The 23,438-nt window shown below is 56.9% G+C and carries 20 protein-coding genes; 6 read left to right on the plus strand and 14 right to left on the minus strand.

Annotated features, from left to right (window positions below; translation table 11 throughout):
* Position 1: 1 nt before the first annotated feature.
* The 8 genes from ACQZ51_RS21600 to ACQZ51_RS21635 are packed head-to-tail and all read right to left on the minus strand — an operon-like array spanning position 2 to position 8,077.
* Positions 2-982: a mannonate dehydratase gene (locus tag ACQZ51_RS21600; protein ID WP_448780440.1), complete on the minus strand. Its 981-nt coding sequence runs from the start codon at positions 980-982 to the stop codon at positions 2-4.
* Positions 983-1,042: 60 nt separating this feature from the next.
* Entirely contained in the window at positions 1,043-1,780 is a 738-nt protein-coding gene (locus ACQZ51_RS21605; RefSeq protein ID WP_448780442.1) for an ABC transporter ATP-binding protein, read from the minus strand.
* A complete protein-coding gene (locus tag ACQZ51_RS21610; protein WP_448780444.1) occupies positions 1,777-2,625 on the minus strand; it encodes an ABC transporter ATP-binding protein in 849 nt (282 codons plus the stop codon). Before ACQZ51_RS21610 ends, ACQZ51_RS21605 begins: the two co-directional genes overlap by 4 nt.
* Positions 2,612-3,508: an ABC transporter permease gene (locus ACQZ51_RS21615; RefSeq protein ID WP_448780445.1), complete on the minus strand. Its 897-nt coding sequence runs from the start codon at positions 3,506-3,508 to the stop codon at positions 2,612-2,614. Before ACQZ51_RS21615 ends, ACQZ51_RS21610 begins: the two co-directional genes overlap by 14 nt.
* Positions 3,505-4,533 (minus strand): ABC transporter permease, encoded by a 1,029-nt coding sequence (locus tag ACQZ51_RS21620; RefSeq protein WP_448780447.1) that lies wholly within the window; start codon positions 4,531-4,533, stop codon positions 3,505-3,507. The genes ACQZ51_RS21615 and ACQZ51_RS21620 overlap by 4 nt, the downstream gene beginning before the upstream one ends.
* Before the next feature lie 15 nt (positions 4,534-4,548).
* Entirely contained in the window at positions 4,549-6,150 is a 1,602-nt protein-coding gene (locus ACQZ51_RS21625) for an ABC transporter substrate-binding protein (protein WP_448780449.1), read from the minus strand.
* Positions 6,147-7,121, minus strand: a complete 975-nt coding sequence (locus ACQZ51_RS21630; protein ID WP_448780451.1) for a BadF/BadG/BcrA/BcrD ATPase family protein — start codon at positions 7,119-7,121, stop codon at positions 6,147-6,149. The genes ACQZ51_RS21625 and ACQZ51_RS21630 overlap by 4 nt, the downstream gene beginning before the upstream one ends.
* A complete protein-coding gene (locus ACQZ51_RS21635) occupies positions 7,118-8,077 on the minus strand; it encodes a hypothetical protein (protein WP_448780453.1) in 960 nt (319 codons plus the stop codon). The genes ACQZ51_RS21630 and ACQZ51_RS21635 overlap by 4 nt, the downstream gene beginning before the upstream one ends.
* A 199-nt stretch (positions 8,078-8,276) precedes the next feature.
* Here ACQZ51_RS21635 and ACQZ51_RS21640 point away from each other — a divergent pair, with 199 nt between their 5' ends.
* The 3 genes from ACQZ51_RS21640 (at position 8,277) to ACQZ51_RS21650 (ending at position 11,549) form a co-directional block, all read left to right on the plus strand.
* A complete protein-coding gene (locus tag ACQZ51_RS21640; protein ID WP_448780455.1) occupies positions 8,277-9,467 on the plus strand; it encodes an ROK family protein in 1,191 nt (396 codons plus the stop codon).
* 603 nt (positions 9,468-10,070) lie between these two features.
* The gene (locus tag ACQZ51_RS21645) at positions 10,071-11,222 is read left to right on the plus strand and encodes a glycosyltransferase (RefSeq protein WP_448780456.1); all 1,152 of its coding nucleotides are present in this window, start codon (positions 10,071-10,073) and stop codon (positions 11,220-11,222) included.
* A gap of 84 nt (positions 11,223-11,306) precedes the next feature.
* Complete coding sequence (locus ACQZ51_RS21650; protein ID WP_448780457.1) at positions 11,307-11,549, plus strand: hypothetical protein; 243 nt, start codon at positions 11,307-11,309, stop codon at positions 11,547-11,549.
* 235 nt (positions 11,550-11,784) lie between these two features.
* Here ACQZ51_RS21650 and ACQZ51_RS21655 read toward each other — a convergent pair whose 3' ends face one another.
* The 6 genes from ACQZ51_RS21655 to ACQZ51_RS21680 all read right to left on the minus strand — a co-directional run bounded on the left by ACQZ51_RS21655 (position 11,785) and on the right by ACQZ51_RS21680 (position 19,318).
* Positions 11,785-13,680, minus strand: a complete 1,896-nt coding sequence (locus ACQZ51_RS21655; protein ID WP_448780459.1) for a DNA/RNA non-specific endonuclease — start codon at positions 13,678-13,680, stop codon at positions 11,785-11,787.
* A gap of 154 nt (positions 13,681-13,834) precedes the next feature.
* Positions 13,835-14,434: a histidine phosphatase family protein gene (locus ACQZ51_RS21660; RefSeq protein WP_448780461.1), complete on the minus strand. Its 600-nt coding sequence runs from the start codon at positions 14,432-14,434 to the stop codon at positions 13,835-13,837.
* Positions 14,431-15,471 carry an ABC transporter ATP-binding protein gene (locus tag ACQZ51_RS21665; protein WP_448780462.1) on the minus strand — a complete coding sequence of 347 codons (1,041 nt, stop codon included), beginning with the start codon at positions 15,469-15,471 and terminating at the stop codon, positions 14,431-14,433. The genes ACQZ51_RS21660 and ACQZ51_RS21665 overlap by 4 nt, the downstream gene beginning before the upstream one ends.
* Before the next feature lie 10 nt (positions 15,472-15,481).
* Entirely contained in the window at positions 15,482-17,215 is a 1,734-nt protein-coding gene (locus ACQZ51_RS21670) for an ABC transporter permease (protein ID WP_448780464.1), read from the minus strand.
* 51 nt (positions 17,216-17,266) lie between these two features.
* Positions 17,267-18,379, minus strand: a complete 1,113-nt coding sequence (locus ACQZ51_RS21675) for an ABC transporter substrate-binding protein (protein WP_448780466.1) — start codon at positions 18,377-18,379, stop codon at positions 17,267-17,269.
* A 69-nt stretch (positions 18,380-18,448) separates the two neighbouring features.
* Positions 18,449-19,318: a MurR/RpiR family transcriptional regulator gene (locus ACQZ51_RS21680; RefSeq protein ID WP_448780468.1), complete on the minus strand. Its 870-nt coding sequence runs from the start codon at positions 19,316-19,318 to the stop codon at positions 18,449-18,451.
* A 766-nt stretch (positions 19,319-20,084) separates the two neighbouring features.
* On the opposite strand from ACQZ51_RS21680, the gene ACQZ51_RS21685 reads away from it, so the two are divergent.
* The 3 genes from ACQZ51_RS21685 (at position 20,085) to ACQZ51_RS21695 (ending at position 23,419) form a co-directional block, all read left to right on the plus strand.
* The gene (locus tag ACQZ51_RS21685) at positions 20,085-21,107 is read left to right on the plus strand and encodes a LacI family DNA-binding transcriptional regulator (protein ID WP_448780470.1); all 1,023 of its coding nucleotides are present in this window, start codon (positions 20,085-20,087) and stop codon (positions 21,105-21,107) included.
* A gap of 48 nt (positions 21,108-21,155) precedes the next feature.
* Positions 21,156-22,394 (plus strand): ABC transporter substrate-binding protein, encoded by a 1,239-nt coding sequence (locus ACQZ51_RS21690; protein WP_448780472.1) that lies wholly within the window; start codon positions 21,156-21,158, stop codon positions 22,392-22,394.
* A 107-nt stretch (positions 22,395-22,501) separates the two neighbouring features.
* Positions 22,502-23,419, plus strand: a complete 918-nt coding sequence (locus ACQZ51_RS21695) for a carbohydrate ABC transporter permease (protein ID WP_448780473.1) — start codon at positions 22,502-22,504, stop codon at positions 23,417-23,419.
* Positions 23,420-23,438: the final 19 nt, after the last annotated feature.

Genomic DNA, 23,438 nt, shown 5'->3' on the forward strand with positions numbered 1-23,438 from the left:
GTCAAATATGTCCGCGATCCATCGCTTCGAGGAGCGCTGCAATGTAGCCGTAGCAGAAGCTGAACGCGACGCCGACCGGATCGCGGCCGGAAATAGTCGGAACATGATCTGGCATGATCATGTATTTGTAGCCGACTTCCTTGTAGATTTTCAGCGAGCGGATCATGTCCATGTCGCCTTCATCAGGGAAGGTTTCCATAAACGACAGCTTGCCACCGCTGATGTTGCGGTAGTGTACGTTGAAGATCTTGCTGCGGCTGCCGAACCAGCGGATGACGTCGTCGATTTCTTCACGGGGATTGTCGAGCATCTCGCCGATCGATCCTTGGCAGAAATTCAAGCCGTGATAGGGATTTTCGCGCATCTGAACGAATTTTTTCAGACCCTCGACGGTACCGAGGACGCGGGTAACCCCCTTGTAGCCCGGTGGTGTATAGGGATCATGCGGATGGCAGGCGAGGCGGACCTTGTTGCTTTCGGCAACCGGTACGACGTGTTCCAGAAAATAATCGATACGTTCCCAGTTTTCGTCTTCCGGCAAAATTCCCGCAAGACCCGGGGCCGCGTCATGATCCGCCTTGTCCCAGCGCCAGGCTTCGTTCAGCGAACCGCCCCGCCCACGCTCCATTTCGGTGCGGGGGATGCCGATAATGTTGAGATTGTACTTTGCCGCCGGAACGCCTGCCTTGGCTATGTTCTCGATCATCGCACAGACGGCATCGATCTGGCGATCCCGGTCGGGGCCACCGAGCAGAATATCCTGATACGATGCCTCCTCGATAGGGCGCGACGACATGGGCAATTGGATCATGTCGAGCGTCAGGCCGAAACTCTCGACCTTCTCGCGGTGGCGCTGGATGTCATCCAGTGTCCAGCTGGCAGGCTTTCCCGATGGATCGGCACAGACATTCTTGATACCGAGCTGTGCCCAGACGCGAAAATCATCGTCTTCGCGGGCGTCCACCTGTGTTCCGAGATACATATTGGCCTCATCCTATGTGTAAGTAAATGATAGCGGCTACGCGAAACGAAGCCGTCTGTCTTACAGAGCGCTTGCCTCGAAAAGCATGCGCGAATAGTCGTCATGTGTTCGACCCTGATAGAGATCGTCCCTCGTCAGTTCGTCGACGAAAACGCCGCTTTTCATGACCAGAACGCGATCGCACATATGGGCGATCACACCGAGATCGTGACTGACGAGAACATAGGTCAGGTTGCGGCTTTCCTTCAGGTCTGCCAGTAGATTGAGGACTTCCGCCTGTACGGAAACGTCGAGCGCCGAGGTCGGCTCGTCGAGCAAGAGGATTTCCGGCTCCAGCATCAAAGCGCGGGCAATGGCCACGCGCTGGCGCTGTCCGCCGGAAAGCTGGTGTGGAAATCGATCGGCAAAAGCAGCCGGCAGCCCGACTTGCTCCAGCGCGGCTGGAACGCGATCCCAGCCCTTGCCGCGACCCATGGCGCGGATCGGTTCCGCCAGAACTCGGTTGATGCGGTGGCGGGGATGGATGGAGCCATAGGGGTCCTGAAACACCATTTGCGTTAGCAGCATCTGCTCTCTGGTACGATCCTTGTGGACGTCGGTGCCCGCAAGGTTGATTCTGCCCGACCAGTGCCGGTCGAGGCCCGCCAGTGAGCGCAGAACAGTCGATTTTCCGCAGCCGGATTCTCCGACGATGCCGAGCGTCTCGCCCTTGACGACAGAAAAGGATACGTCTTTGACAACCTGTTTTGCCGACGTGCCGGTTCCGAAGCAGACTGAAAGATCATGGACATCGATCATGGCTGTGCCTCCACCGCGTCAATCGCGTTTCTGTCAAGGGTTTTGAGTCGCCTCACGGGCGCATGAAGATCTGGCATGGCTGCGATGAGCCCACGTGTGTAGGGATGCTGCGCCTCTTCAAGACGTGTCAGCGTTTCAACGACGCGACCCTTATACATGACCATGATGCGTTCGCAGAACGCTGCGACCATACGGATATCGTGGCTGATCAGCATAAGGCCTGCATTGTTTTCGCGCACCAACTCGTCCAGCAGTTTCAGGACATCACCGCGCACTGAAACGTCGAGTGCTGAAGTTGGCTCATCCGCAATCACGATCCGTGGTTTGGCCAGCAACATCATGGCGATCATCACGCGCTGGCCCATGCCGCCGGAAACTTGGTGCGGATAGAGCTTCATCGTCCGTTCGATATCGGTGATGCGCACACGCTCCAACATGGCAGCAGCCATCTTGTACGCTTCGGACTTGCTGGCGGAGAGATGCAGAACGGCCGCTTCCGCCACCTGTTTGCCGATTGGCAGAACAGGGTTCAGCGAATAACGCGGATCCTGCATGATCAGCGCCATGCGATTGCCACGCAGCGAGCGCATCTGCTTTTCGCGGGCGTTCAGCAGGTTCAGGTCATCGAAGGTCAGCATATCGGCGCTGACGCTGGCGATCGGTGGCAGAAGACGCATGACGGCACGGCCCAGCGTCGACTTGCCCGAACCGCTTTCGCCGACGATGCCGAGCCGCTCGGGTTTGAGGTCGAAGCTGATACTATCGAGCGCGGGTTTCCCGTACCGACCGAAATTCACCGACAGGTTTTTGACCGAAAGGATTGTGTCGTTATCAAGAGCGGGCATGGCGAGGATCCAGAAGGTCGCGAAGCGTATCGCCCACGAGGTTGAAGGCAAGGCTGCTGATCAGGATCGCGACACCGGGCATGACTGCGATCCACCAGTGATCCAGCATAAACTTACGGCCACTCGAGATCATTGCACCCCATTCCGGCGCTGGCGGCTGTGCCCCGAGGCCAAGAAAGCCTAGCGATGCTGCGGTCAATATTATTCCGGCCATATTGAGCGTCAGGCGCACGACGACGGATGGAATGCACATAGGCGCGATATAGAGCATCAGCAGACGCATCGGCGACGCACCGTAGAGGCGAGCTGCTGCAACATAATCGGTATTGCGGACGATCATTGCTTCGGCGCGGGCAAGACGGGCGATAGGTGGCCAACTTGTCAGCGAGATTGCGATGACGGCAGTGCCCAGACCTGCGCCAAGTGCTGCCGCGAAAGCGAGCGCCAGGATAAGAGACGGGAAGGACAGGACGATATCGGTTAACCGCATCAAGATAGCGTCGGTACGACCGCCGACAAAGCCGGAAACGACGCCAACGAACAGCCCGATCGGCCCGACGATCAACGTGACTGACAGGATTGTCGATAAGGTAATACGGGCACCGTATACCAAGCGAGAAAAGATATCCCGGCCAAACTCATCGGTTCCAACGAGATGAGAAAAGTTTGGTGGTTGGAAGGCGGCCTGAAGATTTTGGACGGCAGGATCGTAAGGTGCGATCAGCGGTGCGAATATTGCCACCAAAATCAACACAAAGAGAACGAGGAAACCGCAAAGGCCAACAGGCTCGCGCGATAGCTTTTCCCATATCGGTGCCAGGCCCGACAAGTTGGCCGAGCGCGGGCGACTTGGCTTTTCGGAAGAGAGAAGTTGCACGCTCATTGCGTCACCTCACGTGTGCGGGGATCGAGGACCATATAGGCAAGATCGGATATGAAATTCAAAGCCATGAAGATGGCACCGATAATCAGTGTGGAGGCAAGGATGGCGTTCATGTCGCCGATCATCAAGGCGTTGGTCATGTACTGACCGATGCCGGGCCAGGAGAAAACGATTTCCGTCACGACTGCACCTTCAAGAAGATTACCGTAAGAGATGGCGAGAATAGTGACGAGTTGCACGGCGATGTTTGGCAGCAGATGGCCGATGACGATGCGGGCGCTGGATGCCCCCTTGGCGCGGGCAGCGGTCACGTAATCCTGGTTCAACTGCTCGAGCGTAAAGCTGCGGGTCATCCGGGTGATGTAGGCCATCGCGGAGTAAGCAAGGATGCAGGCCGGCAGGATAATGTGGTGAACGGCGTTCCAGAAAGTTTCCGTATCGCCGGCGAGCAGGCTGTCGACAAGAAGCAGGCCTGTCCGGGGTTCGACAAGGCCGTCGAGATAGGTATCGACCCGCCCCGGACCGCCAACCCAGTCGAGCCCTGCATAAAAGATCACCAGACCCACGACGCCGAACCAGAAAACTGGGATCGAATGTCCGACCAACGAAATGATCCGGGCGAACTGGTCGATCCAGGTGTCGCGGTTAAAGGCCGCGACCATGCCCAGCGGTATGCCGATCACTGTCGAGATGATCACGGCAAGCGTGGCAAGTTCCAAGGTGGCCGGAAAGGCTTGCGCCAGATCCTTCGTGACCGGATTTCCAGTTAAGATCGCAGTGCCGAGGTCACCATGAAGCAGGGACGTCAGGTAAATCCAGAACTGCTGATAGATCGGCAGGTCGAGTCCGAGCTTCTGCCGCATCGCTTCGAATGCGGCAGGGTCCGCCAGCTCGCCCACGATGGCACCGACTGGATCAGTCGGGAGAACCCGGCCGATCACGAAGGTCACGACAAGCAAAGCAAACAGGCTGACTAGCAGCTGTCCAAGCCGACGTGCCACTTCTGTTAAAGTAAATTCCTTCATGACCGGCCGTCTCTCTTACTTCACGTCAGTCTTCGTGACGTTCTCAAGTCGATTCAGCGACCAGAGGTTCGTGCTGTAGCCCTGCACGCCCGCGCTCAGCACGATCGGCGTGAAAGCTTCGAACATCGGCAGAACTGCAGGTTTCTGGGCAACGAACATATCCTGCAACTGCTTGATCATGTCGGCACGCTTGGCTTCGTCGCGTTCGCTGTTGGCCTTGTTGCGAAGATCGTTCAATTCGGGGATATCCCAGGCCGAGCGCCAAACGAAATTACCTGCATTTTTGGCTTCGAGGCTATTGTCCGGATTGGTGACGAAATCGTTCATCGAGCCAAGTGCGTTCGGCATGACCGCAGTCGCGAGCGGGAGCAGAAGATCGAAATCCCGGGCGCGGTGCGATGCGACGATATCGGCGCCATTACCCTGCTTGATCTCGACCTTGACGCCGATCTGAGCAAAATTAGCCTGAAGTGCGGTCGCGATATCGACACGAGGTGCCTGTGCGATGGTTTTCAACGTGAGTGAGAAGCCATTTGGATATCCGGCTTTTGCGAGCAGTTCCTTGGCCTTTTCAGGCTGGAACGACCAGTCGGGATTTGCGATGGAACCCTTCCAGTCTTCCGGCACCGGCACGTTGCGCTGGCGGCCGTAGGGACCGAGAATTGTGTCTGCGATACCCTTGTAGTCGATTCCGTAAGCAAGAGCTTCGCGTACTGCCGGATTGGACAGGGGTTCCTTGCCGGCATTCATGGCCAGCACGTAGAAACCGCCGATCTTGACCTGCTCGATCTTGAACTTGGAGTTGGTCATGAATGACTTTACGTCCGGTGCACTCAGCGCGTTGGCGATATCGACGTCACCGCGTTCCAGCATGAGGCGCGCTGTCTGGCTTTCCGGGACATGGCGCATGACGACGCGGGTCATCGTTGGAGCCTTGCCCCAATAAGACTTACTGGCTTCGAGGATGACCGTTTCATTGGGAACCCAGCGGCGCAGAACGAACGGGCCGGAACCGGCAGTGTTGGTGCGCAGCCACTCATTGCCATAGTCGTTGTTGGCGACGTGTTTTTGCACTTCGACGCTGTCCACGATGCTGGATACACCCATGGCAAGGCGGTAGATCAGGTCTTCTGGAATGACACGATCGGTAAGATCGATGCGAAATGTCTTGCCGTCGATGGCCTTAGCCAGCGTTTCGATATTGTCCGCGGTGTAGCCGGCGCTCTTGAAATACTGCGATGCGGACTGGTTTAGCTTCAGGAGGCGCACCAGCGAGAACACAACGTCTTTGGCCGTAACCGGGTTGCCAGACGCAAACTTTGCATCGCGCAAATGGAAGGTAATGCCCGTGGCGTCTACGTCCCATCGCTCGGAAAGCTGCGGCTTGACGGTGTTGCCGTCGGCGTCGTCCGAATAGACGAGTCGGTCATAGGTTGCCGCCAGGATTTCCTGAGTCTTGCTTTCCGTCCCCTGTTGGGGATCGACTGACAGGACCTGCGCCAATGATGTCCCGATGACCAGTTGGTTCTTCGGGGTTTCGGCAAGCGCCATCTGGGCCGTCGAAAGCACTATGGCGAAGGTGACGCCAGTCATCAGTTTCGAGCTGAAGTGTTTCATGATATTCCCTCCGTTAGATGGTGATGCGATCTGCCAAGAAGCTGATCGGATGTCGTAGTTCCCGTTTGCGATGTTATGTGGATGTTTCTGGCAAGGTTGAGCGCGCCTTTGACCGGAGGATCCAGCAAGAGCGCTATTTTGGTCGAGGTGCCGACAAGACGCTGGACCTCGCGTGTAAAAGCATCGAAAAGCTCAGGCTGGCCGGTGATGACACCACCGGCGCAGACAATGGTGGAGACATCCCCGCCGCGGTGTTGAAGCTGTGCAATCAGTCCAGCGAGGGCAAGTGCGTGGGCATGGATGACCTTTTGCGCCCGCCCTGAGCCTTTTTTGGCCGCGCCGAATACGACACTTGCGGCTTTGGACCACTCGCGCGGCTCGACGGTGGCAAACACGTGGATCAGTCTATGCGGGTGATCGATGTCGAAAAAGTCCAGAAAATCTTTGGTGAGGAGGTCCGTCTCGTTCCTGTCATAAGCATCCAGGACCTGCTTTGCCGCATCCCGAACGACGCCGACTGCGCCGGCTTCGTCGCCGAAAATCCAGCCCCAGCCTCCAACGGTAACCACCTCGTCGCCGACCGTGGCCGTGGCCGAGGAGCCGGTGCCTGCGATGACTCCGGTGCCCGATGTGGCACCATAAGCGAGAATCAGCAGGTTGGAATCGTTGAGCACGCGCACAATCGGGTAACGGCCAGCAAGCGGTGCGCTCAAGATAGCCGACTGTTCAGCGCTGTCATTGCCATGCACTCCGGCAACAACGACAGCAACGCGGCCAAGTGGCGCTGTGGTTGTCTCGACCGTCGAAAGGAGAATGCTTGCACGCGTGGTGTCGTCAAGATTGGCCCAGCCAGCGCTTGGATATACCTCATCGAGCAGCAAACTGTTATCCAGTGCCGAGGCGACTTGGACGTGCATTTTACTTCCGCCCGCGTCGATGCCCACTAGAAGAGAATTGTCTCGTTCGCTCATGTTATAGTCTTCAAACTGTCGGTTTTTGTATCGAGACGCTGGAAGGCGGCTTCGTCGATGTCGACCCCGCCGATTGCCGCCATGTGAAGCGTGAGTTTCTGCGCAACGAGCGTGGAAGTGATGGTGAAAGACATTGTGTCATCCAGCGAAGCTGGCAAGATGAGATGTTTTGCGGTGCCATTTCCGTTCGGTCCGTCACGACCTGTCACAAAGACAAGCCGTCGTGTCTTTTGCGAAAGCTGGTCAGTCAGCGATGCCTCGCGTTGGCCGCCGAAAATGAGATGCGCTCCTGACCCGGCCGCATCCATCGATCCATGCAAGTACTGGCGTGTCTCCAAAGCAGTTGCAAACACGCGTGGCCCTTCGCGGAACATCAGCGCCGTCTTTTCCGCGGCGGACATAAAAGCGGCCGGAGCGACGACATCAATGCTCGCGCTATCCATAAGGATTGCGGCGATCTCGCGAAGATCGGTGTCAAGGCGATCAGTCGCTTCAGCAGCTTCGGCGATCAGGTTCTTCCAGTGGCTAGCACGGTTGTGGCCGTTCCAGTGGTCGTTCAGCATCGCGAGCACCAGTAAAGTCCCGGTAAAGCTGACGAACGAAACAGAGCTGTCAGAAAGATTGCCGAGGTTCAGATCCTGTCCACAGAGCGTGCCGAGCGGAGAGGGTCTGTAGTTCGTTATGGCGATCATATCGGCACCATCGGCATTGCGGGCAAGATCGACGATCTCCACGCTGCGGCCGCTTTGCGAAACGAGGACTGTCAGGCCCTTAAAGCCTGACAGTCCTGCCGGAAGCTCGCTTGGGAGGAAACGAAGAGCGTCCAGACCAGTGTCTCGCATATCATAGACGGCGCTAGCTGCGGCCGCGTAGCTCGCGCCAATCCCGACCACAGCAACGCGCCGCGGTTTGTGAGAGGGAAAGCGATCGAGTTGGTGCAGCAATCGATCAACCATCGTGAAAAGATTTCCGGCCTGCGAGGCATAAGAAGCCCGCGCCGGAATCCAATCGCATTTTGGAAAAATTGCCTCGCTCACCATGTCGTTTCCCATCGTGGACATTTATTAAAGTTATCGACTTTAATAAATGCGTCAAGTGCACTTTTACGAATTCCTCAGCTCGGTTACATAAGGGTGTGATTTGTTGGAGAAATTAATGGCCGTAGCCTCAAACACCACTTTGTCGGACGCAGCGCAGTTGGTCTTTACCCACTTGCTGGATGTCGGGGAGGCAACGCGAAAGAAGCTAGCTGAATGCGCGAATCTGAGCTTTCCCACGGTGACCGCTGCGCTTTCCGAACTGGCGGCGAGCCATATGGTTGGGGAACTGCGTCGAGAGCAGGGACCACGCGGTCGCGCTACGATCGTCTACGGTGTCAGTGACGCGGCCGGATGGATCCTGGGGGTCGATATAGGATCTACACAAGTCAGTTTTGTCGCGCGTTCGCTTAGTGGTCGTATCCTGGCGCAGGCAAGCCGAACGCACGAAGGAGCCGCTGCGGTGCTTGGAGGCTTGGCGGGAAAACTTGTTGCAGAATCTCAAGCTTTGAGAAAACTGAAAAGTGAGCCGCCGCTCGCTGTGGCGCTTGCTCTGAACCAAGTCGTGCCGCGCCGTCTCGCTCGCCATGACGGTTCACGTCCGCTTGCGCTTGAGATTGCGGAAATGTTTCTAAACGAATCGAAACTGTCGCGCTCGATTCCTTTCTTACTCGAAAACAATGTCAACTGCGCTGCTGTGGCAGAACATCAGGACGGCCTGATGCAAGGATATGACGACGCTGCCTATATGCAGATCGGTGTGGGAATAGGCCTCGGTTTTTTTGCTGACGGCGCACTGATCAAAGGCGGCCAGGGAGGAAGTGGGGAGCTTGCGCAGATACCCGTTTCGTGGAGTGATACCGTTCCTTCCGGCATTGATGCAATTGAACGGCGTTATGGTTCGGTTGGACTAATGCAAGAGGTTTTGGAGGTATTTTCGGGAGAGCAGTTGCCTTCGTCGCCCGAAGAATTGTTCTCTCTGGCGGCAGACGGAAACGAGAAGGCGATTAGCCTAATGCGTCGACATGGGGTCGCTCTTGGGCGCATCGCCGCCGCCGCGTGCACAATTCTGGATCCAAGCATTATCGTTATCGGAGGAGGGTTGACGCAGAACCGTGTGTTCGCGCAGATCATTGTCGATGAGTTTCGAGGCCGAAACCCAGATACCAAAATTAATATCTCTCAAAGAGGAGCGGAAGCAACGGTACTGGGTGCATGTCTTCTCGCTCGTGACTTGGCGGTAAGTCACCTCGTCAAGCAGTTTCATAAGCCTTTGTCTTCACGGCCGACACTTCTGCCGACAACTTAGCTATCGCAACTATCTTCAGCGCCATCAGTAAATGGCTTTCCAGAGCGTTAAGAAGATCCGCCTGACTGTGGTAAATGCGAAAGCACCTTGGCCGAGGCAAGCTGCCCGTTGGTCAATTCGATAAGGGCCCTGACTACTGGATCCGCAAAGGAGGAGCCACGGAATTCGGGGCAAAAAGACCCTAAACGATGGGCGCGACTATGTCGGCCGGATCGATCGCATCGGCGGCACAGATCGCGAAATCCATGTTGAACTGGTTCCGAACCGCCTGCACGCTTGCTCCCTGACGGCCAGCACGGCGAATGAAAGTTTGATGCGGACCCAACGGGACCTATCCCGCGGACGAACCGAACTCAACGGACGTGAGCAGGCGCTGACGGAAGCGCCGCGGACGCGCAATTCTCTTTGGGCTCGAGCTGCATGATGCCGTCAGTGGTTAGTCTATATTTTACGTGCGCGGCCAAGCGAGTTGTCAGGATACGGTGCAAGAACAAGCAGTGGCGCGGCGTGACATGACCTTGTCATGGCTTTGATATAAACTGTTATGAAGTTTTAGCTACTCGTACAATCAATGGCCGACGGCCCCGGGGAGTTTGCGCCTGGATGCTCATCACGTTTGCTGTAGTCGCCTCAGGGCTCATCGCCCTTCATATTCTCAGTATCGTCATCGCGGGGCGGCGCCTTTCCCGACAAGACACGCCCACCGCCTTTTCACACAAAAAGCCGCCGGTTTCCTTGGTGATACCACTGCGAGGCATTGAGGCCTTCACCTCACTGACACTCGCTCGCGCTTTTCAAATCAAATGGCCAGACTACGAGATTCTGTTCTGTGTGGCTGACAGCAATGATCCGGTGGTTCCGGTCGCAAAGGAGTTTATTCAGCAGAATCCCCATGTCAGCGCCGTTCTTCTTGTCGGTGACGACAATCTAAGCCCCAATCCAAAACTGAACAACTGCGTCAAGGGTTGGCGTGCAGCTCAACACGATTGGGTTGTGATTGCCGACTCGAATGTGCTGATGCGCTCCAGCTATATCACGAAGATGATGGCTGCGTGGCGTGACGACACCGGCCTTGTGTGTTCGCCACCGCTTGGATCAAATCCCGTTGGTTTCTGGGCGGAAGTGGAATGCGCGTTCCTGAATACCTTTCAGGCCCGGTACCAATATGCGGCAGAGGCCGTTGGGAATGGTTTTGCTCAAGGTAAAACAATGCTTTGGTACAAGCCCTTTCTCGAGTCGATAGGAGGCATCGCATCGCTGGGTGCAGAAATTGCAGAAGACGCTGCTGCCACAAAACTTGTTCGCGCCGCCGGTCGCTCGGTTCATCTTGTGTCCGGTCCATTTGAACAGCCACTTGGACGCCGAACGATGATGGAGGTTTGTTCAAGGCAGGCACGTTGGGCTTGCCTTCGACGTGCTACGTTCCCTGTTTTCTTTGCGCCGGAGATCCTGGCTGGCGCGTTACCTCCCGTCTGCTTTGCCGTTGCGTCTCTGGGACTTGGTGACTTTGGTTTTACCGGCTCTGCAGTCATTATTCTCGTGATTGGCGTTGCGATGTATGTGCCGGAGATGGTGCTTGCGCTGCGAAAGGGATGGCATGTTTCTGTTTACACTTTGCCAGCGCTCTTCGTTCGCGATCTGCTGTTGCCTGCGATCTGGTTCAGGGGCTTGGTAGGACATTCGGTATCCTGGCGTGGAAACGTTATGGCTATAAAAACCAAACGGAGCACGCTGGGTGATCCAGAGTTTCTGTGAAACTTGTCGAACTGAGGGGTCGGCTGTCACAAAAGACCGACGAGGGGATGGTACGACGAGGCTAAACCGACTTTGGAGGGTCAAATGCGTGAGAAAAAGCTCCTCGAGATAGAATCTATTGCTGCTACGATCAGGGAGATAGCAACACCTGGCATGAAGCCAAAAGTCCTTATCGAGGCTGTACGAACCAGGCATCCTATGGCATCCAAAAAGGAAATAGCCCGCGCCGCATTTCTGACTGTCATTTTGTCAGCCGAGGTTGATCCCGCTGATACTCAGGCGCTTCATGACATCGCAATGGAGACCCGAGACGCCGGCGAGGATTGACCAGCGAGCCAAGAAGCGGCGTTCGGCGTTGCGATTGAAAGGTCTACGAATTAGAAGTGCTAATCTTACAGTTTCGGGGAATGTGACTTGGTCACGGTGCTGGACGGGGCACTCGGTTCATGGAGAGGAAACTGATGGCCGTCAAACCCAGTCAAAATCTGCTGACTACCGCTGAAACTTGAAGAAAAGTTCGAAGCTGTAGCGCATTACCGATGTTTATCGCGCTTATTTAGGTTCAAAGCACCACGTCATACGCTCTTCGGATTTCTCTTATTGCCGTAGCGGATTGGATGAGAGATTCTCGCTGCGCAGCGCCCGATATCAGTTCTGGATGGCTGATCAGATCCGCGGCGTCAAGAGAAGCAAAATCTAGCTCCGTTTTCGTCGCCAACTCAGTAAGCGATACCTGATAAATTCGAAACGGGTCTAGATCCAATGTCTCAAGGTCGTTTAGCAGATTGTCTTGCGAAAGTATAAAAGCTGCACAACGCAATCTCTCGTCAGTTCCGACGTAAGCAATCATCTTCCAGTAGGCGCGGGGAATGAGGGCACCTCGGTAGGCAATATCATCACTTGCAAAAACCGGGCCGCCTTGTACCGACAATTTAATTTCCTTAAGGTCGGCCTGCTCAAAGACAAGGTTCTCCAGTCCACCCCACAGGCCTTTCCGTGATGACTGGTTGTAGCGCTCGTGTTGAGGTGCGATATTTGTGAAATAAAAGGAGTCGCGGTTGGCCTGTTCAGCCTCGACAACTGTTCCCCAGCAAAGATCGGCACGTCGTGCGATATGCCCGCGATCAATCCTGTTATCGACGTAGAACTCGTCCCCGAGCTGATATTTTGCATCAATCCTCGGATCAATGGCGAAACCGCGCCTCGGTAAGGCCACCATGCGGGTCCCGTCAATATTCCAGGCCACGTAGCGTGCCATGCGCCGCTTTGCGCTCAGGCAAACCGAAAAATGGGTATAGGGCAGTGTCTGGGCACGTCCGAAGTTGACCGCATCGCGTTTCAACGATGTGGATAATCCAGGTTCAGGAACGGAAAACCCCAGGAATTCTGCATCGTATCCTGTTCGGGGGACGACGGTCGCCATTGCTTCGTGCGCAGATCCGAAATCGACATCCGACTTGAGAACAAAATCCAGTTTTTTCTGGATCGATGCGGGATAACAGGCAAGCGCATGTTCGTCGGAAACACCATCAGTCTCGCCGGCAAAATGCAGACCCGCAAAAATATCCGTGGTCTTGCCATCATCAAAGATTAGCCATGCGGAGCCGGAGTCACCCCCCTTGCTGATCTCTCCATCCGCAGGCATGGCATCCTTGTCCGGCCCTATTTCGAAACCGCCGATCGCCTGCTCTCCCGCAGGCAGACCGTAGTTGATCTTGGCCATGACATCGACACGACGAACAATACCGCGTGTAACTGCCGTAGTGCGCCCCGACTTGATGACCTTATCACCAATTGACACCCGGGCCATGCGCTTGGGAATGACATCAAGTCCATAAACCGAACGATCAAAATCCCGGTGTCTAATCCTTGCAAGCGCGCAGTCCCCAGCTGCACCGAGATGACTGCGCATCAGGTCACCAGTGCCATTGAGCGCTGTATTATTGTCATCGTAAGGGCCGGGTTGGACAATTGCGTCTCCGATACGACCGCCATTGCCATTGAGCACGTGCCAGTTAGACAAGATGCAAGGTGATCCTGTCGAACGATCAAAAACGACGAGACCGATGGTGCCGGCGCTTTCGGCAATATGAGCGACGCTGACGCCCGGCCTGATCGGGTCGATGCGTTGCTTGCGCAAATCCAGTTGCTCAGCAGTAACAAGCGTGTAGGAGGGGCCGTACGATCTTTCAATGACGTCCGTCGGCACGGGGGTACCGTCGACATCGATCATCTCGGGAATGCGGGTCGTGGGAAGAGACTCGAGAGCCGATTCCCCTTTCCGGCCGACTGTAAATTGCAGGCAGACTGCCCCGTCGCCGTTCTTCAGCCCTATGCCGACAGAAGTGATGTTTGGGTCTTTCAGATAGTCAGAAGCCTTGGCGCGAATATGTCTACGCAGATCATCTTCAGTCACAGTGGCAGAGGCTTTTGCGCGACCGGTTGTCTTGCGGACCATGTCATCCTCCCAAAATAAGCATTCCCCTTGAGGGAGGACGAAGCTCCCATGATATCGTCGTAGAGATCAAGTCATGTTAGGAGTGACGTATTTCAAACCGATGACAACCTGAAAATATGGTGTGCGTTGGACGGAGGCGTCATTGGCAGGAGGATCAGTCCGGTGCATCGAGCACAGGTGCGAAGATCGTCGCGTTGAAGACTTCGAGGCGAGGTTCTTCCTTTGGGAAGGCGAGGATCGTCAAGCTGGCGGGACCAACAGGAATGATGCGGGCAGGGGGGAGCTGAAGCGTTGCGTGGAGTGCCGCGCGGATAACGCCACCGTGGCAGACCATGAGGATCGTCTCAGCCTGGGAAGACCGTGCCCTATCGATGGCGGATGCCACGCGGGATTTGAAATCCTCCCAAAGTTCGCCATTGGCAGGCGCGAACGTCCCCGCTCGCCAGTTGGCATAGGCCTCAGGTTGTTCTTCCATGAGTTGGGCGATTTCCGCTCCTGTCCAGTCACCAACATTGTGCTCCCGCAGCCGCGTCTCCCGTGTCGCATCCGGATAACCCAAAAGGCTTGCCGTGTGGCTTGCTCGAATGAGGTCGGAGGTAAAAACCAGATCGGGCTGATAGGTGGCGATCATCGGACCAAGCGCGCGTGCCTGGCTCTCACCCCGGGGCGACAGGTTGATATCAGCCTGTCCCTGCAGGCGGCGAATGGCGTTCCATTCGCTCTCTCCATGGCGAACGAGCAGAATTCGTTTCATGAAATTCGGTTTCCTTGGCTGTCGAAAATTGCGGCGGGGATGCTGGGCAGCCGAAAGCGAAGCGTTTCTGAGGGGCGAACGCGACGGTCGGAGATTGCGGTGATGCGGATGCCGTCAATGATGCCAGTGACGAGATAGCGCCCAGCCATCGGCACGACTTCGGCGAGGGTGACATCGATCGTATCAGACCCGATCTGGTCTGCGATCGCAATCTGTTCGGCGCGAACCATAGCATGGCCTATCAGTCCACGTAGGTGAGGATTCGGCAGCTTTCCCAGCCATTGACCGTCGTTGATGGGTATGAGGTTGGCAGCCGGTGTGCCGACGAAACCTGCGACAAATGCCGAGCCCGGTTCTTCCAACAATGTTTCCGGCGGACCGAACTGTTCCACGCGCCCGTTGTTCATCACCGCCACATGCGTTGCCATGGTCATCGCCTCGACCTGGTCATGGGTAACGTAAACAGCGGTCGCTCCGGTCGCGGCGTGCAGCTTCAGCAGTTCGAAACGCATTTCGACGCGCAAGGTGGCATCGAGATTTGAAAGTGGTTCATCGAACAGCATGACTTTCGGGCGTGGTGCAATCATGCGGGCAAGCGCGACACGCTGCTGCTGGCCGCCCGAAATCTCGCCCGGATAACGCTCGGCAAGCTGGGAAATGCCGAGCATCTCCATGGCATCGGCAATTCGCGTCCGGCGCTTTTGCACGGAAAGACCGGCCACTTTCAGTGGCCAGTCAATATTGCCGGTCACCGTCATATGCGGCCAAAGCGCATAGGATTGGAAAACGAGCCCTGCGTCACGATCCCCAGGTGGTAGAGAGAAGTTTGCTTGCCCATCGGCGACCAGCGTCTCGCCGTACCGGATTTGACCGGATGTGGGTTGGTCGAGCCCGGCCAGCATGCGCAGCATGGTGCTCTTGCCACAGCCGGAAGGGCCGAGAAGCACAAGAAATGCGCCTTCCGGGACAGAGAAGCTGACATCGCGGACAGCATCATGGCCGTGGAATGATTTGGTGACGTGGTTGAGCGAGATCACAGTTTGGGCCTCATGCGAATTTCTGACGCCGGCGGCCGCGCAAAAGCGTGGCGGTGCCGGTGGCCAGCATGGAGATGACGAGAATGACGAGGGTGACCGCATTGGCGAACTGATGAAATCCATCCGATGCGTAACTGTAGGAGAGGACAGCCAGAAGCGGCGATGTCGGCGTATAGAGAAGGATCGTGATGGCAAGGTCGCCGATGACGTTGACAAAGGAAATCAAAAGCCCGGCAACAAGCCCACGCGCCGCAAGCGGCACGGTGATGGCACCAAGCCTGCGCAAGAAACCAGCGCCAGTCATGCGCGCGGCCTCGTCGATATCGCCGGAGATCTGGGCTACGGTTGCCCGGCCTGTCTGTACCGCGAAGGGCAACATCGCGGCAGTGAGCGCAAGCCCCAGCAACAATTTCGTACCATAGAGTGCCGGGAATGGGCCGATCGGTGCGCCGTAGAGCGCGATATAGGCAGCGGCAAAGGCTATGCCCGGCAAGAGCATGGGCAGGAAACTCAGTTGCGAAACGACGCTGCTCAACACCGGGGTCCGCTCTCGCGTCAATGCGACGGCAATCAGAATGCCGATGATGTTGGCAGCCAGCGCGACGGAGGCACCAAGGATAAGCGTTGTGGTCAGTGCCGAAATCAGTTGCGGATTGTGAAAGATGCCCGGCTGGCCTCGCGCGAAAGCCGGGTTGGCCTCGCCGATCCAGTAATGGAGCGTCCAGTCGGAGAACAGCGATAGCGAAGAGGGTGCCAGACTGGCGGAGGCAAGCAGCAGGATCGGCAAGATCGTGGTGACGATGCAGATCAACCAGGCGATCACAGCGAGAGGTAGTCTGGTGTTGCCCAGAGCAAAGCGACGTGCACGCGCACCCTTGCCGCTGATCGTCGCAAAACTGCGGCGGCCGGAGAGGAGGCGGTTTCCGAGACCCAGAAAGATAGCCGAAAGACCGATGAGCAGGATTGCCAGGACATAGCCACGATCAGCCTGCCCGATCTCGATCATGCCGAAGAGGCGGGTGGACAGTGTTTGCATGCGCACGGGAAGACCCAGCAAGGCGGGGGCCGCGAAGTTGGACACCGCACCGGCAAACGCCAGTGATCCACCTGCGATGATGGCGGGTGTGACCACCGGGAGGACGATGCCGAAGAGAATTCGCTTGCGCGACGCCCCGGTCATCTGAGCGGCCTCCACGAGGTCTCCGTTGACGGTGGCAAGGGCTGCGGCAATCACCGTGAACGCCAGTGCATAATAATGTGCAATCAAGACGATGATTGTGGGCGTCATTCCCCATGATAACCAGTCCGGTATGCTGAAGCCCCAGCCTTCCAACAGGCCACCACCGCCGCCTACCCGGCCGTTGCGAAACACGCTTCCCCAGGCAAGGGCTGTCGCGAAGCTCGGGATCATGAAGGGAAGTGTTGACAGAAAGGCGATAACGGACCGTCCTGGCACATCGGTCATCACCACCAGCCAGGCCAGAAAGCCACCGAGTAGCACGCAGCCCGCGGCGACACCGAAGCCGATGATCATGGTGTTTACTGTCGGGTGCCAGAACAGGTTGTGGGACAGGCGGCTTGCGAGCACGTCCGTCCAGGCATTGACACCAGAGCGTGGTTGCAGGGTTTCGATCATGATCGTAAGCAGGGGCGCAACAACCAGAACGACGAGAATAAGGGCCATGGCAACGGTCAGGCCATGGCGGCTGAGGCTCAGGGCGTAGCGGCGCAGAGTAAGGGGCATGCGAAGCTCCGGGGAGACGGGCGGTACGCCACCCGTCTCCTGTTATGGCTATTATTGCAGAGCGAGAATGAAATCGGCGACTTCGGCACGAATTTTTGCAGTCTCAGCGGGTGCGATCTGCCATCCGTTGAAGTCCTTTAACGCAATGGCATCCTCATGCGGTTTTATATCGGAGCGCGTCGGCCAGTCGCCTGCGACGTAGAACGGTTTGAACCCGTCACCGCCGGTTTCGCTATCGTCGCCCATCATGAAATCGATGGCGAGGCGCGCTGCTGCCGGGTTTGCAGGCTTGGGATTGAGCGCAAGAAATGCCGGGAAAACGATGCCGTTCGACGGAGCAACATCGTTTGCGACCTGCAGCGCCCAGCCTTCGTCCTCATTGTCGCGACGGTCGGAATAGCTCGTAAAGCCGATTGGAGGCTTTGTCTGACCTTTGGCGCCGATAGCCTTGTTGACGTCGTCGGTTGAACCCACCAGCACGAGGTCGTTGGCAAAGAGATCGGCGATGAATTGCTGGCCGGCATCCTCGTTGCCGCCGCCAAGCGTGATCGGCTTGCCGAAAGCCGTCTGATAGGCCGTCGCCATGTCATCGGATTTCAGTACGATTTCCGTCATCAGATCGAGATAATCCCCCCGCTGGAGTGGATCGACCATAATTACACGGCCCTTCCATTCCGGTTTCGTGAGGTCCCACAGGTTTTTGACTGGCGAACCGTCTGGATGCGCTTCCTCATTGTACATCAGCACTTTCGTGGAAAGCCGCTGGGCGAGAAGCGGTGTCTTGAACTGCTCTGCGACTACACTGGCAACACGTGGCGGAACATAGGGCGAGATAAGATTGCTGGCGACAAGTTCGGTCAGGACCACCGGCGCGTCGGAGATGTAGATGACATCAGCGCCTGAAAGATTGGCCTGCGCCTCGCTTTTGATACGAGCTATCTGCTCGGTGGAAGACATGTCGAAGGTTACCATGTCGATGCCGGGATAGGCCGCTTCGAACGCTTTTTCGACACGCGTTATGCGGCTGGTAAAGCCGTAGACGGTGACTTTGCCTTCCTGCTTTGCCTGCGGCAGCAGGTCCACTGCTGTCTGCGCATCAAGGTTCTGGGCATGGGCTGCCGTCGCCAGCGCGAGCGCGCAGAGCGGTGCGAAAATTCTGTACATGGGCTTCTCCTCTTGGTGAGTATGATAGCCGATGTAGAGTATTCTTGCTACAAATTTATGACATGCAAGTTATCTTGCATTGCCCGTTTCGAACTTTGCAATGAGTGCGCCCAATCGGTCTAGCTTCGACAGAGCATCCCCACCGCGCCGCGCCGCCAAGGCAAGGTTGATGGCGTTGCAGATCGCCATTGGTACGGTCAGCGTCTGAAAACTCTCGGGCATGCCCGCGCGGGGCGCCGAGAGAAGAACATCCGGCCGGGGTGTCAGTGAAGGACCGATTGTGCCAGAGATCACAACGGTCGATGCTCTCACGTGGGTCGCGACCTCCATCAACCGGGCATAATCGGGCGGCTGCCTGCGGAAAGCGAAGAGCAAAAGCGCATCGTCTCCAGACAGCGTCAGCACCTGTTCGGCAAGATCGCGTGCGCTGCCTGCAAGCGGATGGCTATCGATGCCCAGCCTCCTCAGACGGCGCTCCATCAAAACGGCAAGTGCCTCCGCGTTGCCGTGGCCATAGATGAAGACGCGATTGCGATCGAGTTTTTCGGCGGCTTCGAGAATACGCGCATCGGTGACGTGATCGGTCATCGCGGTCAAAGCTGCCAGCTCGCTGGCGACAAGAAGCGGCAGGAACCCTTGCGTTTTTGCATCGCTCAGCGTTGCAGAAATCCGCTCCGCTGGATCAGCGATTTTCAGAAACTCACGGCGCAACTCGTCGCGAAACTCCGCGTAAGAGGAAAAGCCGAGCTTGCGTGCCAGCCGCGACGTGGTCGCTTCGTGAACGCCAAGCCTTGCGGCAAATTCGCTGGAGGTGCCGACTGCTACATCGCGCGGTGCCTTCAATAGTTCCGAAATCAGTTTTTGCTCGGTCGTTGTGAGATTGCCAGCAACCGCTTGAACGCGGTCGATTAGAGGCAATGGAGCCTTAGTTTTTGACATCGCAATTCTCATTCCGGAGTTGAGGCTTTCGTTGGGGCTAAACTCTCAAGGTCGGAAAAGCAATATTGTTTATACCTCCTCATCGCATGACGTTGAAACGTGTGAGGCGAGCTGCTTGGTGTAACCGGCTTTGATTAAATTTACCTCGGGCCTGATGCCGTAAGCCGGGTGGAGAGTAAGCCATTTACCAGCTCTCTTGGGCGATAGGGAAGCAGCTCAGTCATCCCAAGCGGTCCCTAGACGTTACTGCTTGCCAATACCCGATCTCGACCTGAGCTCTTATGCTTCATAAAGAGCTTTATCTGCGGGCCGGTTTGCATCTTGCAGGTCGGGAGCCGCGGTATCTTCGGGCACGAGAGGCTTCCGAGGTTTCACCGTCACCTTTGGGTATCTGCGGGTTCCCGCCAGACAACAACTCAGAATTGCTCATTCAGGCCCTCCCAGTTTTGGCTCGATATTTTTATCACCGATGATACGCAATGTTTGCTATTGGCGGATACTATTGAAAATCTTCACTCAGCATCGGCAACGGAACTCCTCGGCCGGGATGGTCAGGTATAGTTTCTGACAGTTCAAGACAGATGAAATCACTTTGCATTTGCCATGCAGTGCGAGCCAGGCATGCGTAAAATTATTTCAGCGATCCCGGAGGGAGAGCCGCACTGCTGGATTTTTTTCAAGAAACCGGAGAAAATCTAGAGAAAACGTTTTCTCAATTGACAGTTACGTCGAGAAAAGGTTTTCTCAAGCTGATTGGGAGAAAGATATGCGTAAGGCTGGCGGTCGACAGACGATTCACGATTTGGCCGCCATGGCGGGAGTAAGTATATCCACGGCATCGAAGGCGCTGAACGACACGGGCCGCATGGGGGAGGAGACGCGCCAGCGGGTGAAACGCGTGGCACGTGAAATTGGGTTTCGGCCAAATGCCCTTGCACAGGGCCTGTTGTCGAAGCGCAGTTTTACGATCGGCTTGCTGACCAACGACACATATGGTCGCTTTACTTTGCCGGTCATGGCCGGCGTCTCGGAAGCTCTGGTCGATCGAGGCGTGTCCGTCTTCCTGTGTGCTATCGAAGACGATCCTGCGCTCGGTCAAGTGCATGTGAATGCTATGCTCGACAAGCAAGTGGACGGCATCATCGCCACTGGAAAGCGCGTCGATCGCCGATTGCCGATCGACCTCTCTGATGTGCCGGTACCCGTGGTTTACGCCTTTACTGAAGGCGAGCCTGGCAGCGTATCCTTCCGCTCGGACGACGCACAGGGTGCAACGCTTGCCGTTGAGTACCTAAAGGCGAGTGACCGACAACGGATCCTGCATGTGACCGGTCCTGAGGACTTTTTCTCGGTTCGCGAGAGAAGCAGTGCCTTCCGCGCGGTGATCGGGGAGGGAGCAACCGTTCTCTACGGCGAATGGTCGGAAACCTGGGGGCGAGATGCCGTCGACGGAATCTGGTCTTCGCCGGGCGAAAAACCGGATGCGCTGTTCTGCGGCAACGACCAGATCGCGCGCGGTGCGGTCGATGCACTTCGAGAACGCGGCATTCGCGTGCCGCAGGACGTTGCAATCGTTGGCTTCGACAATTGGGAGATTGTCGCAGGCCAGATGCGTCCACCACTCACGTCTGTGGACATGGAGTTGAAGGAGCTCGGGCGTCAGGCGGGTCTTACCATCCTCGCCTTGGCGGAAGGGCAGGCGGTGGAGCCGGGCGTGAGAACATTGCCGTGCCGACTGGTGGTTCGGCAATCATGCGGGGCAGGGAGTCCTGCGAGGCATAAGCCTTAATGAGATGGAAACAACGGTGCTGAGGAGCGCCACAAGGGAGGAATGACCATGATGAAACAGCTTCTTGCTGCGACGAGCCTGCTCGCGCTGTCTCTGAGCCCGGGCCTCGCCTCGGCCGAAACCATCAATATGTGGGTGCGCACCGGCGTCGGCGACGCCTTCAAGAATGTCGTTGCCGCCTACAATGCCGGCCATGAGGACCAGGTCGAGCTGACCGAAGTTCCCTTCTCGGAACTCGTGCAGAAATACGCGACTTCGATCGCGGGCGGTCAGGCACCTGACGCGCTTTCGATGGATCTGATCTACACCCCGGCCTTTGCCGCGGCGGGTCAGTTGGAAGACCTCACCGACTGGGCGAAAAGCCTGCCTTACTTCGATGCCCTGTCGCCGTCGCATGTGCGTCTCGGCACATATGAAAACAAGATTTACGGACTGCCCCTGTCCGTCGAAACATCGCTCTTCGCCTGGAACAAGGGCCTATACCGCAAGGCCGGCCTCGATCCGGAAAAGGCGCCCGCCAGTTGGGACGAGATCACTGCGAACGCCGAGAAGATCCGCACTCTAGGCGACGATACCTACGGCTTCTACTTCTCGGGCGGTGGCTGCGGCGGCTGCATGATCTTCACATTCACCCCGCTCGCTTGGGGTGCCGGCGCGGATATCCTCTCGGCCGACGGCAAGACGGCGACGCTCGATACGCCGGAGATGCGCAAGGCGGTCGATGTCTACCGCACCATGGTCAAGAGGGATTTGGTACCTGCGGGGGCAGCCAGCGACAACGGCACCAACTTCCTCTCGTTTACCAGTGGCAAAATCGGCCAGCAGAGCCTCGGCGCATTTGCCATCGGCACGCTTGTGACCGAACATCCGACGATCGACTTCGGAGTCACCCTCATCCCCGGTGTCAACGGCTCACCCTCGTCCTTTGCCGGCGGTGACAATGTGGTGGTGACCAAAGGCACGACCAAGCTCGAGCCGGTCAAGGCCTTTATCCAGTACATCTATTCGGAACAAGGCCAGAAGATCATGGCGAAGTACGGCAGCCTGCCGACCCGTGGCGATATCGCCGATGAGGTGCTGAAGGGGCTCGATCCCCGTATGGAAGTGGGCATGAAGGCGATCTCAGTCGCAAAGACGCCCTACACCCTGCAGTTTAACGATCTTATCAATAGTGCAAACGGACCCTGGGCGACCTTCCTCAACGCCGCGATCTTCGGCGACGACGTCGATGGCGCATTCTCGTCGGCGCAGTCCGAAATGCAGTCTATCATCGACAGCGGCCAGTGATCCTTCCCATTGGACGCTCGCGGGCGGTGGGGATGCTCTTCTCCGCCCGTTCTCCTGGTGACCTAGTCCGGCCTCGTCGGACGGACCGTGAACTGTGAGATCTTTATATGACCCGTCTTTCCACTTCTCCACACCGCCCTCGGCGACCCAGGTCAAGATTGTCGAATTGGCATGGCTTTCTCTATATTGCGCCCGCCATGGCATTCGTAATCCTGTTCTTCGTCATTCCTGTGATGATGACCGCCTGGATGAGTCTGCATGCCTGGCCGCTGATGGGCGCTCAGCGCTGGATCGGCTTCAACAACTATATCCGCATGTTCAATGACACGCGGTTCCTGTCAGCGCTGCGGTTCACGGCCCTTTATACGGTCGTCGCCACCATCGCGATCTTCGCCGTTGCCTTTCCACTGGCGCTCTTCGTCGAAAAGCAACGGCATTTCGTAGATGCCTATCGCACCATCATCTTCCTGCCCGTCGTCGTCGGGTTGGCCACCGCGTCGCTCCTGTGGGTGTGGCTTGCCAATGTGGACAGTGGCTTCATCGCGCCACTCCTCAAGGCGCTCGGCTTCGTCGAGCGTAGCCCTAATCTGCTTGCCAGCTTCGACAGCGCGTTCTTAACCATCATCGTCATGGTCGTCTGGAAGATCGCGGGCTTTACTATGATCATTCTGCTCACCGGCCTGCAGGCCATTCCAGCAGATATCGTCGAGGCGGCCCGCATTGACGGGGCGAAGCGCTGGCAACGTTTCCGCTACCTGACGCTTCCTTTGATGCGCCGCACGATCGCGTTGGCACTTATCATCTCCGTCACCGGTTCGATCCTCGCCTTCGACCAGTTCTACATTATGACGGCGGGCGGCCCCCAGAACCGGATGATCTCGGTCGTCTACTACATCTTCAACCAGTCCTTCGTGTCCTTCAATCTTGGCTACGGCGCATCGCTCTCGATCGTGCTGCTCGCCATCCTCGTCGCCATCAGCATCGTGCAGCTCTGGCTGCTGAAGGTCGGAGACGACAAGGCATGACCATGACGCAAACAGCGCG

It is taken from the genome of Agrobacterium sp. CG674 (genome assembly GCF_053521645.1).